The organism is Pseudomonas sp. GL-R-19, assembly GCF_019956375.1.
In the GTDB taxonomy this organism is placed as follows: Bacteria; Pseudomonadota; Gammaproteobacteria; order Pseudomonadales; family Pseudomonadaceae; genus Aquipseudomonas.
Window position 1 is genome coordinate 44,150 of the sequence record NZ_JAHBDJ010000009.1, and the last position, 12,691, is coordinate 56,840.

Consider the following 12,691-nt stretch of genomic DNA (forward strand, 5'->3'; position numbering starts at 1 on the left):
GGAACGCTCTCTGGTTTTTATTGGGCGGATCGGGAAGTGACGACTTGGGAAGCAACCTGCGGCGCCAGCCCAAGGAACGGCGCCCGGGCCCACACGACTTTGCCGCCGACCAGCGTCAGTAACACGTCGTTGCGGCCCAGTTCCTCCTCGGGCACCTGCATGAAGTTCTTGTCGAGCACGATCAGGTCGGCGAACTTGCCGACTTCGACCGAACCCAGCACCGCGTCCAGCTTCAACTGTGAGGCGGAACTGAGGGTGATGCTGCGCAGCGCTTCAGCTCGTGACAGCGCCGGATCGGTGTTGAGTCGCCCGGCATACTTGGGGCCATAGCTGTGCGGATTGGTGGGGTCGCCGGAACGGGTGACACCGACTTTCAACGCCAGGAACTCATCGAGGGGATCGACCGGCCAGTCGCTGCCAAACGCTACTCGGCCGCCGGCATGGGCGATGCTGCCCGAGGGTTCCATGCGCGCAAAACGCGCGGCGCCAAGGTGATCACGGGTGCCGTCTACCGTGGACGGTGCCTGCTGCGCCCACTGGAACGACATGGTCGCGGTCACGTCCAGTGCCTTGAAACGTGAATAGTCGGCAGGGTCGACCGACTCGGCGTGCGCGATGGCCGGGCGGAAATCAGTACCGGGCAGTTCCTTGCGTACGTAGGCGACGCTGTCCAGAGCGTCCCGTACCGCGCGCTCGCCGGTGGCGTGCAGGTGCGGGTCGAAACCGGCCTTGACCGCTTGCAGCAACAGCGGATTGAGCACTTGCGGCGGGAAGTACAGTTCGCCCAGGTTCTGGCCCGGCGTCCATTTCGGCGCCTTGTCGGTACCGCTGTTGTGCAGGTACGGGGTCAACATGGCGCCGGTGTCCGCCGGGGCGTTGATGATGCCATCCATGAACAGTTTGACGTGGCGCATGTTCACGCCCGGCGCGACTTTCACGTCGCCCTGGTCGTAGGTGCTGGCCAGGGCCTTGGCCTCGGCGATGGTTTTCACCGGGTCGGCGGCCGCGGCGGCCGGATCCAGTTTGATCGCCAGCAAGGCCCGGGCGGTCAGTTCGCCGGACTGTTGCAGGCGGGTGAAGGCCTTGCCGTTTTCAGGTCCCGACAGCGCATCGAAGAAACTGGTGATGCCTTGCTGGCGCATGGCGTCGAGGGCTGCGCGAACCTGATTGAGTTTTTCCGCGTCGGTCGCCGCCGGCACCACGGTGGCCAACGATTCGGCGGCGCCGTCTTCACAGATGCCGTTTGGATTGCCGGCGCTGTCACGTCGGTATTTGCCGTCTTCGGGGTCGGCAGTGTTTTTGTTGATCCCGGCCAGCTCCAGGCCGCGAGAGTTGGTCAGCACGGTGTGGAAGTCGGTGGAGCGCACCTGGATCGGGCGCTTCGTATTGAGCGCGTCCAGGGTCGATTTGTCGGCGTCGCCATCGAGCCCGGTCATGCCGATGCGATCCCAGCTGCCCACTTCCAGCCACACATCCGGCCCCTTGTCCTTGTCGGCATCGAGGCAGGCCTGGATGCTCGCCTGAAACTGCGCGCGGGTCAGGGTCTGGTATTTCAGGTCGCACAAGGTCATGGCCCGACCGCCATCCCCCGGGTGCATGTGCGCATCGACGAAGCCCGGCATCAGCATGCGCCCGGCCAGGTCGATCAGTTGTGTTTGCTTGCCGATGTAGCCGTCGACCCCGGCATCGCTGCCGACATAGACGATCCTGCCGCCCGAAATGGCAATGGCCTGTTGCACGGAATTCTGGCCATCGACGGTGTAGACGTAGCCATTGCGCATGACCGTGTCGGCGGGTGTCGCCGCCAACGCCATGCCGGAAAATGCCGTCGTCGCCGCAACGGCGACAAAAAGCCTGGAAAGTCTCAAATGCCTCACCCCTGTTCTTATTGTTTTGAAGCGGCCCGAAGCGATTGCGCCAGCCCCTGATAGACAGGGCCTACCCTATAGGGCGCAGCGTTCGAATGGACCTCTGCAAATGAGGAGGGGTCAGGCAAATAATTGAAACGGCTGGGGTTAATCCCGGCGCACGGACTCCGTCAAGGCATTCGGTGAACGCAGGACAGAACCCAGCTCCACCTTGCTTTTCACACCCAGTTGCAAGTAGCAGTTACGCAAATAGGTGCGCACGGTCGCGGGGCTCAAGGCGAGCAATTTGGCGATTTCTTTGTAGGAATGACCGGCGGCGAACAGCATCGCCGCGGTGCGTTCCCGTGGTGCCAGGCCATCTCCGCCTGATGGCGCATCGAGGGACAGGATGACGTGTCCGGCGTTGGGGCTCAGGGTCAGGGCGCAGCGGCCCAGACGAATCACACAGGGCGCCTTTGGCAATTGCGCGATCACCTCGCCCGGCAGCATTGAACCGCTCCAGCCGGGCAGTTCGCGTTGAATGGCGGTGCACAACCTGGCCCCGATATACAGCAGACTGCCGTCCATGCGCGCGACGCCAAAATCACTCGCGCCGTTTTCGCTGTCGAAGCGAATCATGTCCTGCACCTGGAACCGCCACAGCTGGAACAGGTGGTCGCAGAATGCCGAAAACAGCTCGGCTTCGTTCTCCTCGAACGCCTGTTCATCCTGGCCACGGTAGAGGCAGACGAAAAACATCAAGCCGCTTTCGGGCAACTCATAGGTGATGCTCATCAAGTGGTAGAGATCGTAGCGCCGGGCGAAATCGTTGACCGCCTCGCACGGGTCGTTGAAACCCTTGTCGCGCACCACCTCACCGGGACGGTTGAGCGTGGTGTGGGAGAACTGATCGTTGGCCGCCACCGGATGCCATTCGGCGGCAAAGGACTCGGGGAGATTGATGCTGCCATGCATCCAACTCTGGGGGGGAACATCAGGACCTGGCGAAGACATCTCGCCCCACCAGGCAGACGCGAAGGGCACCAGAGGACCGAATGCCCGCAAGCCATCGGCGATGAACCGCGACGCCCCGCTCTCCCGCGCCAGCTGGCCAAGGTGCAATACGCAATGATTGAACGCCTTCAGCGTGACCAGCGACGTATCGTCGACCTTCTTTCCCTCCCCCATCATGGCGATCCCGTTCACTGCATGGTCTGTTGCTTCGACGATGCCATAGGGCCGGGAATGGCGTCCAGCCTGCCGTGACATCAACAGTTACAAAGCGCTGTGCAACCCGTACAACTGCGGCCTGCGGTCCAGATGCAGGTCATTACGCGCGCTGATGCGCTTGTTGCGCGCTTCTGCGAGGTTCAGCGTGGCCAGCAACATCTGCTCGCCGCCCTGCTCCGCCGGCCCGGCCAACGGATAACCGTCGGCATCGACGATGACCGAGCCCTGGACCCAGCCGACCCCACGCTCATGGCCATAACGATCGCAGGCGGCGATGAACATGCGGTTGACCGAGGCGTTGGCCTGCACCCGCAGCACTTCGGCCGGGCGCTCGGTCTGCGGCCGCGGACCGTCGGGCCAATTGACCGGCGCGCACAACAGATCGGCCCCGGCCAGCGCCGGTAGACGCACCCACTCGGGGAATTCCAGGTCGTAGCAAATCAGCATGCCGAAGCGTCCATGCAGCGTTTCGACCACCGGCGGTGGCGCATCGCCGGCCGTGAAGATGTCCTTCTCGGCATCCCACAGATGCGCCTTGCGGTACACCGCGCGCAGGCCATTGGCGTCGATCATCGCCGCGCTGTTGGCCAGCTCATCACCGGGCAGGCGCTCGCAGAATCCGCCGACGATCACCAGGTTCAGCTCACGGGCCAGGGCCTGCCAAAGCTGCAATATCGGGCCATCCCTGGTTTCCGCCAGCAACAGCGCCTCAAAGCGGTCGGTGAACAGGTAACCGCTCTGCACCAGCTCGGGCAGCACCACGACCTGGGCGCCCTGTAAGGCTGCCTGGCGAATCGCACGTTCGGTGAGCGTGCGGTTGTAGGCCAGGTCGCCGATTTTCGGTGCCAGTTGGCAACAGGCGACCACGGTATTTTTTACACTGCTCAACGCCCTGCCTCCGCAGATGAATGGGTCATGGCGACGATGTCGCTTTCACTCAGCGCATCGATCACCCGGCGTTCGGCGGCCAGATCAAGCGAGCGACTGAGCAGGTAATAGGTCAGGCCCGAAACCACCAGGCCCACCAGCCAGGCGATGTCCACGCCTTCCAGCACCCGTGCCAGCGGGCCGACGAAAACCTCTTTGCCGGCGGCCGCATCGAAGATGTAGAAGAACGGCACCATGGCGGCGAAACCGATCAGGTACGAAACGATGCCGCGAAATTGCCAGGCGCCGTAGATGCCTTTTGGCGTGAAGAAATGCGGGATCGCATAACGGCCCTTGCGCACGAAGAAGTAGTCCACCAGGTTGACGGCGGTCCACGGCACGAGGAAGTACAGCAACAACACCAGGAAGGTGTTCAACAGCGCGATGCCGTCACCTTTGATCGACAGCACGCAGGTCAGCAGAATGACGCTGATCACACTGATCGATAGCACCCGGGCACGGGGGGTCGGGGTGATTTTTTTGATCGAGTCGACACCGGTCAGCAGCGTCAGCATGGCGCTATAGGTGTTGAGGGCGATGATCGGCAGGAAGCCCGCCACCGAGACGACCACCAACAGGTTGCCCAGCCCCGGCACCATCGATGAGCCAACCTGGTTCAACGCCACCAGCGCATCCGCGGCTTTCAGCTCCTGGGCCAGCCAGGCACCGAGGCCGATCATCCAGCTGCCGGACAACGAGGCGCCGATGAACACCGCCGCGATCAGTTTCGCCCGGCTGGTATTTTTCGGCAGGTAACGGGAATAGTCGGAGACGTAGGGTGCGTAGGAAATGTTGTAGCTGGCGCCGATGGCGAACAACGTGGCGAAGGCCACCCAGTTGAAGCCCAGATCGGCCGCCGGCGTAACGCCTTCCTGGCCCGCGCCGAACATCAGGGCAATGGTCACCAGTGCGTACAACGGCAAGGTCGCCAGCAAGGCCCACTTGAAGGCCTTGTGCATCAGGTCGTGGCCGTAGATCGACAACAGCGCGCCGATCAGCACCACGGCCACGGCGACGATGGTCGGGTCAATGCCGAACACATGTTCAAGGCCGTTCATGATCAGCGAGATGTTCACCACGTTAAAACCGACGAACACAAACATCGTCGCCATCAACGCCAGGATCACCCCGCGATAGCCGAACTGGGCACGGGACTGGATCATCTGCGGCAGGCCCATTTCCGGGCCCTGGGAGCCGTGGAACGCCATGAAGATGGTGCCGAACATGATGCCCAGGGCACCGGCGAGCAGGGTCCACAGCGCCGACAAGCCGAGGCTCGGGCCGACAAAGCCGATGGAGATGGTGAAGAAGTGGAAATTGCCGAGGAACCAGAATGGCCCCTGGCTGCCGAGTTTGGCGTGACGTTCGTTTTCCGGGATGTAGTCGATGGAGTGGCCTTCGATGGCCAACCCGCCGCTCGCCTCGGTGGCGTGCGCAGACACTGGGGAATCTGACATACGATTGTTCCTATGCTGTTGATTGTTATTTTTGTGGGTACAGCGCTCGCTACGACGTCCAGATCAGGTGAAACTCCAGAATAAGCTGACGATGACGCTGGTTTCACAGCAATGTAGGGCGTGAGTTCCGGCAATAAAATATCGCAGGCACACTGTTCACATAGATCAGTATCTATGTAAGCGAGAATCGGGAGCCCCTATGCTGGGAACTGTAACGGAGCTGGATCTGCGTCTGATCCGGGTATTTCTGACCGTCGTCGAGGCGGGCGGCATCTCGGCGGCGCAAACCGCCCTCAACACTACGCAACCCACGATCAGCGCGCAGTTGGCGACGCTGGAAGCGCGGGTCGGTTTCCGTCTGTGCGAACGCGGGCGCGGCGGGTTTTCGGTAACGCCCAAAGGCACTCAGTTCATCGAGGCGGCCCGGCGCTTGCTGGCGGCAGCCGAAGGTTTCCGGGTCGAGGTGCAACACATCAACCGCAAAGTCTCGGGCAGCATCAACATCGGCCTGCTGGGGCAAATCGATCCGGTGGCGAACAAGAAAATCGGCCAGGCCATTGCCCGTTTGCGGGCGCGGCACGAGGGGCTGTACTTCCATTTCACCGAACTGTCGTCGTCGCTGCTGGAAGAAAAAATCATCAACGGCCATATCGACCTGGCCATCGGTTACTTCTGGCATCGCTTGCCCGGCATCGATTATTTCCCGCTGTTCCCGGAAACCCAGATCGCCTACTGCGCGCCCTCGCATCCGCTGTTCGGGCAAGTCGGCGCACTGACCCGGGAGGATGTCAGCGGGTTTGACTGGGTCTGGCCGAGCCATCCGCTGCCGGAAATGCCGGCCCCCACGTCCATCGAACGCCTGACCGTACTCACCGACAGCATGGACGGCGCGGCCCTGCTGATTCTGTCCGGCCAGCACCTGGGGTTTCTGCCGCAGCATTACGCGACCCGCCATGAACAGCTGGGGCAGTTACACCCGCTGAACCCGGACCTGTTGCGCTATGAGGTGAGCTTCCATGCGGCCGTAAGGCATTCATCGCGCCAGCGGGACCTGGTGAGTGCGTTTCTCAATGAGCTGATGGAGATTTTCGGAGCGCCGTAGATCCTGTGAGAGCGGTGGGTCAGCCGACATCAATGCTGACTGTAATGACGCCATCGCGAGCAGGCTCGCTCCCACAGGGGGGGATGTTGTGGGTTCAGAAATGGATGTCTTTGGCCGGGATCACATCGATCCGCGCCACGGAACCGGTCAGGTGCGCCAGGTCCTTGTTGTGCTCGGCGATGATGTCTTCGGCGCTGAGGTTGCCGTTGTCGACGGTGGAATGGGCGTCGCCCGCCAGCACCACGTCGTAGCCCAGTTTCAGCGCCTGGCGCACGGTGGCATTGACGCAATAGTCGGTCTGCAGGCCGCAGATGACCAGGCGCTCGAAGTCCTCTTCCGGTAACAGTTTTTGCAGATTGGTCTGGTAGAACGAATCCCCGGTGGTCTTGCGCACGCGATGGTCCTTGGGCGAGGTTTGCAGCCCTTCGGCCAGTTGCCAGCCGGCAGCGCCATGCGCCAGCGGACTGCCGGTTTCTTCGTGCTGGATCAGTACCACGGGCGCTCCCGCCTTGCGCGCCCGGGCAGAAAGGTCATTGATGGTGTCGATAACCCGTCCGATCTCGAAACACTCGTATTCACCGGAACACAAAGCCTGTTGAACGTCGATGATTAACAACGCAGTGGTCATGATTTCCTTCCTTGATATGCCGAGTGATCAGGGGACGAACATAATCCCGTCCCCCTCCAGACACAACCCTCAGTAACCCAGCGACAACCCGGTGTTACGCCGCGGGTCGTTCGCCCCGTAGAAACGGTTCTTGCCGACCGGTTTGCCGCCCAGGGACGGCGCGCCGACCAGGATCGCCGCCAGGTGGTTGGGATCCTGTGGACCTGCGAACTTGTGCCCCCAGCTTTCGAGGATTTTCACCGTGTCCGGGCTGGTGGTGAAGGCTTCCAGGTTGGTTTCCTCCGGCAGCCATTGCTGGTGGAACCGCGGTGCATCCACCGCTTCCTGGATGTTCATGCCGTAGTCGATCACGTTGAGCATGGTCTGCAAGGTCGCGGTGATGATCCGGCTGCCACCCGGCGTACCGACCACCATCACCACTTTGCCGTCCTTGGTGACGATGGTCGGGCTCATGGACGACAACGGCGCCTTGCCGGGGGCGATGGCATTGGCCTCGCCCTGCACCAGGCCGTACATGTTCGGCACGCCGATTTTCGAGGTGAAGTCGTCCATTTCATCGTTGAGGATGACCCCGGTCTTGCTCGCCATCACGCCGGCACCGAACCAGTCGTTGAGGGTATAGGTCACCGACACCGCGTTGCCCCACTTGTCGACGATGGAGTAATGGGTGGTGTTGTTGCCTTCATGGGGCGCTACACCGGGCTTGAGTTCGCTGGATACCGCGGCTTTTTGTGGCTTTATCGCTTCGCGCAGCTTGGTTGCGTAGTTTTTATCCAGCAGATGGGCGATCGGGTTCTTCACGAAATCCGGGTCACCCAGGTAGCTGTTGCGGTCCACATAGGCGTGGCGCATCGCCTCGATCTGATAGTGCATGCCCTGGGCCGAGTGGTAGCCCAGGTCCTTCATCGGATAGCCTTCAAGGATGTTCATGATCTCGCAGATCACCACGCCGCCGGAGCTCGGCGGCGGTGCCGAGACCACGTGGTAGCCACGGTAGTCGCATTCGATGGGCGCCAGTTCGCGGGTCTTGTATTTGTCGAGGTCGGCCTGGGTGATGATGCCCTTGTTGGCCTGGCTGGAGGTGACGATGGCGTCGGCCACCCAACCTTTATAGAAACCATCGGCGCCTTTCTCGGAGATCTCCCGCAGGGTTTTGCTCAGGTCCTTTTGCACCAGTTTCTGCCCGACCTGCATCGGCTCGCCTTTGCTCAAGAAGATCGAGCCGGAATCCTTCATGTCCTTTTTGAACATGTCAGTGGCGTAGTCCAGCAGATCGACATCACCCTGCTCCAGCACGAAACCGTCTTCGGCCAGCTTGATGGCCGGGGCGATGATTTCCTTGCGCGGTTTGGTACCGTATTTGGACAGCGCCAGTTCCATGCCCGAAACGGTGCCCGGCACGCCCACGGCCAGGTGGCCACGGGTACTCAAATCGGGAACGACGTTGCCCTCTTTGTCCAGGTACATGTTGGCGGTAGCGGCCAGCGGGGCTTTTTCACGGAAGTCGAGGAAGGTCTTGCGCCCGTCCGCCAGTTGAATGGTCATGAAACCGCCACCGCCGAGGTTGCCTGCCGCGGGGTACACCACCGCCAGCGCATAGCCGACCGCGACCGCCGCATCCACGGCATTCCCGCCTTTCTTCAGTACATCCACGCCCACGTGGCTGGCCAGGTGCTGGGCCGTGACCACCATGCCGTTTTCCCCGGTAGCCGGGGCCACGGAGGCGGCATGGGCGATCAGACAGCTGAGCGCCAACGAGGTCGCAATCAGCGATTTGGCAAAAGGTTCGTACTTCATCAGTCGGTCTCTTCTTGTCATTAAACAGGGAAACATTTCAAAAGCCGTTGCCAAGTATGGTCGGGATTACGTATTGCGCCTCCCCGTCGAGACAGTATCCTTAACGCCTGTTCAGCAATTTTGCGCGAGCCTTGGCATGACCTATACCTGCACCACCGTGGCTTCACCCGTGGGCCTGTTGAAGCTGGTGGCGAACGGTTCACGACTGGCGGCCATCCTCTGGGAAAACGACAATCCCGGCCGGGTGCGCCTCGGCCCGATGAGCGAAGCGCCGGACAATCCGATCCTGATGCGCACGGCTGCGCAGTTGCGCGAATATTTTTCCGGCACCCGCGATCGCTTCGAACTGGATCTGGATTTTGCCGGCACGGAATTTCAGAAGAAGGTCTGGGCGGCGCTGCTGACCATCCCGTTCGGCGAGACCCGCAGCTACAGCCAGATCGCCGAGCAGATCGGCAACCCGGCGGCGGTCAGGGCGGTGGGTGCGGCGAATGGCAAGAACCCGATTTCGATCGTGGCGCCGTGTCACCGGGTGATTGGTGCGTCGGGCAAGCTCACCGGGTTTGCCGGGGGACTTGAGGCGAAGGAGTTGTTGCTGACACTGGAGGGCGAGCAATGGCCCGGCACGGCACGCCTGCCAGGCTTTTGATCTTTTGATTTTGTAGGGAGATTGCGTTTAATTGAAGAGGTTTTTCATCGCGGCATACTGCAACAGCATGATGGTCTTGGCGTCGCAGATTTCGCCACGGTAAAACGCTTCGAGCGCGTCCTCGAACGCCCACTCAAGCACTTCCAGCTCTTCGGTTTCCGCCTCCAGCCCACCACCGTCGCTGACTTTCGACTTCGCGTCGTATTCGGCAATGAAGAAGTGCAATTTTTCCGTCACCGAGCCGGGGCTCATGTACGCCTCGAACACCTTCTGCACATGGTGCACGCGGTAACCCGTTTCTTCCTCGGCTTCATCACGGATGCGGTCTTCAGGCGCCGCGCCTTCCAGCAGCCCCGCCGCCACTTCGATCAACAACCCATCGTGGCCGTTGACGAACACCGGCAAGCGAAACTGCCGGGTCAGTACCACGGTTCTCTTTTCGCGGTTGTACAAGAGAATCGCCGCGCCATTGCCCCGGTCGTATACCTCCCGGGTCTGGCGTTGCCACTCGCCGTTGTTGCGTTGGTAATCGAAGGTGATTTTCCTGAGCAGGTACCAGTCTTGGGACAACACCTGAGACTCAAGGATGTTCACCCGCTCGGCTGTGTTCGACATGACAACGCGTCCTGTTATTTGTCTGAGGGTGCACATGTTAAGTGAAAACGGACAGCCTTTGCCCCCCCAGGCAAACTGCGCGTTGGCGACGGTTCAACTTTTCCGGAGATGGAACAATCGCTGCGACCGGGATAGGCTGCGGCTTCAATGCCATATGGATATAGCCATGAACCTGCGTATCGAACTGTCGCAAAACCCCACGGAAGAACAACGCCTGGCCATCCTCAAACCGCTGCGCGCCTACAACGGCTCGAAGGCCGAAGGTAACGTGCCTGAGCACATCGCCTTGCTGGTGCGCAACGACAACGACGAGATTCTCGGCGGTCTGCATGGCCGATTGTTTTACCAGTGGCTGTACATCGACTTGCTGGTGGTGCCGGAACAGGCCCGGGGACAGGGCCTGGGTTCGAAACTGATGCAGATGGCCGAGGACCTGGCGCGGGAACGACGCTGCGTCGGGCTGTGGCTCGACACCTTTGAATTCCAGGCCCCGGAGTTCTACAAGAAATGCGGCTACAGCGAGATCGGACACATTGCCGACTACCCGCCGGGGCACAAGCACTTCTTCTTCCAGAAGCGCCTGAATTACTGATCAGCACACAAAACCACTGTAGGAGCGAGCCTGCTCGCGATGGCGGACTGTCATTCAACATTGATGTCGACTGACTTACCGCTATCGCGAGCAGGCTCGTTCCTACAGGGTATGCAATAAACCTTCAAATCACAGGCAAGTCGCCAACGCCGCCAACCGGCGTTTGGCCACGAAATCATCCTTCTGGACGTAGTAGCTCAACGTCGTGCCCGAGGCATCAGTGGTCACGTCAACGAACGACTCCGCCGAACGGGTATAAACGGTCGTGCCACCCTTCTCGCCAGGCTCCAGATACGCAGCGGCATCGACACCGAACACGGCCTCGTCCTGCCAGGAAAACTGCACGCACTGGGCGACGTCTTTGGCCGGTTTTTCCGAGTTCAGGGTCTTGTACGGGGCCTTGGTGCGGGCATCGTTCATCGCCGAGCCGGCGCATCCCGCCAGCAACGTCACGGCCAGCGCCACCATCAGTATTCGCATTGCATTCACTCATCAGGAAAAAGCGGACTTTATCACCCGGGCAGCCCCTATCGTTCTGCTTTACTGCATTTATACCGCGACAGCACGCAACGATTCGCGCACCCTGTCGCGCCAATAACGCCCCATCGCACCCCTGACTGGAAATCTGATGACACCTAATGCCGAGTTCTACAAACCGAGCACTGAATATGCCGACAAGCTGATCAGCCAGATCGGTCAGACGCCTTCCTGGATAGCCAAGCGAATCGGTGTCACCGACAAGCGGATTCGCTACATCCTCGACGGCGAAAGAACCGTCAAAGGCGAAACCACGCCGATCCAGATGACCTACACCGAACAGTTTGCCCTCGAATGCCTGGCAGCAGCGGCCAAGGCCGGCAAGAAGCAGTCTTCGTAATCCCCACTCAAGGAGTGACCATGGCGGCAACCGAGCAACAATATGAACAGGCACTGAAGCGGTTTCTCGACGAACGCCCCGAGTTGCGCCACGACCTCGATCATCTCAACCCGTTGCTGGCCCAGGTCAAGGGCGAAACCCCGGCGCAGTACCGTGACGAACGCTTGCATGAGGCCTTCGAAGCCGAGGCAGAACGGCTAGGATTGTTCGCCTGGGAGCTGACGCTGCAACTGACGGCTGCCACGGCCGAAGACTACGAAACGCAGCGCCGGGAAGTGCACCGGGAAGTGGCGGAGATGGCCGGTATGGATTGGCTGGAATACTGTGATTTGTATGGAATAGAGCCGTAACCCTCGTTTCTGGGCAATCCGCTTTAGATTTTTGTACCGACTATTCGGCCGCCATCGCGAGCAGGCTCGCTCCCACAGGTTTTGTGGTGAAACGCTAATCGTTGGCACCTCGCAAACCCCTTGTGGGAGCGAACCTGCTCGCGAAGGCGGCCGCCCAGACAACATCACTTTAGCCGCCCCGTCGATAAAGCATTATCATGGCCGCAGTTTCGCTGATCGAGTCCGTCATGAAGTTCGCCATCGCCGTGTTTTCCGCCGCCCATGCGCCCTCCTCGCGCCGCGCCTTGCTGTTCGCCCAAGCGGCGCTGGCCGGCGGGCATGAGATTGTCCGGCTGTTTTTCTACCAGGACGGCGTCTACAACGCGTCCGGCAGCGTGGTCACGCCCCAGGATGAACTGGACTTGCCCAGGCAATGGCGCACCTTTGTCAGCGACCATCGACTCGATGGCGTGGTGTGCATCGCCGCCGCGCTGCGTCGTGGCGTGTTGAACGAGGAAGAAGCCAGGCGCTATCAGCGCGAGGCGGTTGCCGTCGGTGCACCGTGGGAATTGTCCGGCCTGGGCCAATTGCATGATGCGACGCAGGATGCCGACCGCCTGATCTGTTTCGGAGGCGCATGA

The 12,691-nt window shown here is 61.0% G+C and carries 14 protein-coding genes; 6 read left to right on the plus strand and 8 right to left on the minus strand.

Features of this window, described 5'->3' with window-relative positions:
• Positions 1-17: 17 nt before the first annotated feature.
• The 4 genes from KGA83_RS05425 to KGA83_RS05440 all read right to left on the minus strand — a co-directional run bounded on the left by KGA83_RS05425 (position 18) and on the right by KGA83_RS05440 (position 5,461).
• Positions 18-1,814 (minus strand): amidohydrolase, encoded by a 1,797-nt coding sequence (locus KGA83_RS05425; protein WP_223529034.1) that lies wholly within the window; start codon positions 1,812-1,814, stop codon positions 18-20.
• 201 nt (positions 1,815-2,015) lie between these two features.
• On the minus strand, positions 2,016-3,035 hold the full coding sequence (locus KGA83_RS05430; protein WP_411741902.1) for a helix-turn-helix transcriptional regulator: 1,020 nt from the start codon (positions 3,033-3,035) through the stop codon (positions 2,016-2,018).
• An 87-nt stretch (positions 3,036-3,122) separates the two neighbouring features.
• Positions 3,123-3,965: a nitrilase family protein gene (locus KGA83_RS05435; RefSeq protein WP_108217884.1), complete on the minus strand. Its 843-nt coding sequence runs from the start codon at positions 3,963-3,965 to the stop codon at positions 3,123-3,125.
• Positions 3,962-5,461: a purine-cytosine permease family protein gene (locus tag KGA83_RS05440; RefSeq protein WP_108217883.1), complete on the minus strand. Its 1,500-nt coding sequence runs from the start codon at positions 5,459-5,461 to the stop codon at positions 3,962-3,964. Before KGA83_RS05440 ends, KGA83_RS05435 begins: the two co-directional genes overlap by 4 nt.
• Positions 5,462-5,660: 199 nt before the next feature.
• Between KGA83_RS05440 and KGA83_RS05445 the strand changes: the two genes are divergently transcribed.
• Positions 5,661-6,563 carry a LysR family transcriptional regulator gene (locus KGA83_RS05445; protein WP_108217882.1) on the plus strand — a complete coding sequence of 301 codons (903 nt, stop codon included), beginning with the start codon at positions 5,661-5,663 and terminating at the stop codon, positions 6,561-6,563.
• A gap of 94 nt (positions 6,564-6,657) precedes the next feature.
• Here the strand turns inward: KGA83_RS05445 and KGA83_RS05450 are convergent, their stop codons facing one another.
• Both KGA83_RS05450 and ggt read right to left on the minus strand, forming a co-directional pair.
• Positions 6,658-7,191 (minus strand): cysteine hydrolase family protein, encoded by a 534-nt coding sequence (locus KGA83_RS05450; RefSeq protein WP_108217881.1) that lies wholly within the window; start codon positions 7,189-7,191, stop codon positions 6,658-6,660.
• Positions 7,192-7,260: 69 nt separating this feature from the next.
• Entirely contained in the window at positions 7,261-8,988 is a 1,728-nt protein-coding gene (gene ggt / locus KGA83_RS05455; protein WP_108217880.1) for a gamma-glutamyltransferase, read from the minus strand.
• Between the two features lie 136 nt (positions 8,989-9,124).
• On the opposite strand from ggt, the gene KGA83_RS05460 reads away from it, so the two are divergent.
• Positions 9,125-9,637: a methylated-DNA--[protein]-cysteine S-methyltransferase gene (locus tag KGA83_RS05460; protein ID WP_223528972.1), complete on the plus strand. Its 513-nt coding sequence runs from the start codon at positions 9,125-9,127 to the stop codon at positions 9,635-9,637.
• A 27-nt stretch (positions 9,638-9,664) separates the two neighbouring features.
• On the opposite strand, the gene KGA83_RS05465 is transcribed toward KGA83_RS05460, so the two are convergent.
• Positions 9,665-10,252 (minus strand): NUDIX domain-containing protein, encoded by a 588-nt coding sequence (locus KGA83_RS05465; protein ID WP_108217878.1) that lies wholly within the window; start codon positions 10,250-10,252, stop codon positions 9,665-9,667.
• A gap of 166 nt (positions 10,253-10,418) precedes the next feature.
• Here KGA83_RS05465 and KGA83_RS05470 point away from each other — a divergent pair, with 166 nt between their 5' ends.
• Entirely contained in the window at positions 10,419-10,844 is a 426-nt protein-coding gene (locus KGA83_RS05470; RefSeq protein ID WP_108217877.1) for a GNAT family N-acetyltransferase, read from the plus strand.
• 129 nt (positions 10,845-10,973) lie between these two features.
• Here the strand turns inward: KGA83_RS05470 and KGA83_RS05475 are convergent, their stop codons facing one another.
• On the minus strand, positions 10,974-11,324 hold the full coding sequence (locus tag KGA83_RS05475; protein WP_108217876.1) for a hypothetical protein: 351 nt from the start codon (positions 11,322-11,324) through the stop codon (positions 10,974-10,976).
• A gap of 148 nt (positions 11,325-11,472) precedes the next feature.
• Between KGA83_RS05475 and KGA83_RS05480 the strand changes: the two genes are divergently transcribed.
• The 3 genes from KGA83_RS05480 (at position 11,473) to tusD (ending at position 12,691) form a co-directional block, all read left to right on the plus strand.
• Positions 11,473-11,721, plus strand: a complete 249-nt coding sequence (locus KGA83_RS05480) for a hypothetical protein (protein WP_008049352.1) — start codon at positions 11,473-11,475, stop codon at positions 11,719-11,721.
• A 20-nt stretch (positions 11,722-11,741) separates the two neighbouring features.
• Positions 11,742-12,071, plus strand: coding sequence for a DUF6388 family protein (locus KGA83_RS05485; protein WP_108217874.1), 330 nt, complete (start codon positions 11,742-11,744; stop codon positions 12,069-12,071).
• Positions 12,072-12,298: 227 nt separating this feature from the next.
• The gene (gene tusD, locus KGA83_RS05490; RefSeq protein ID WP_108218114.1) at positions 12,299-12,691 is read left to right on the plus strand and encodes a sulfurtransferase complex subunit TusD; all 393 of its coding nucleotides are present in this window, start codon (positions 12,299-12,301) and stop codon (positions 12,689-12,691) included.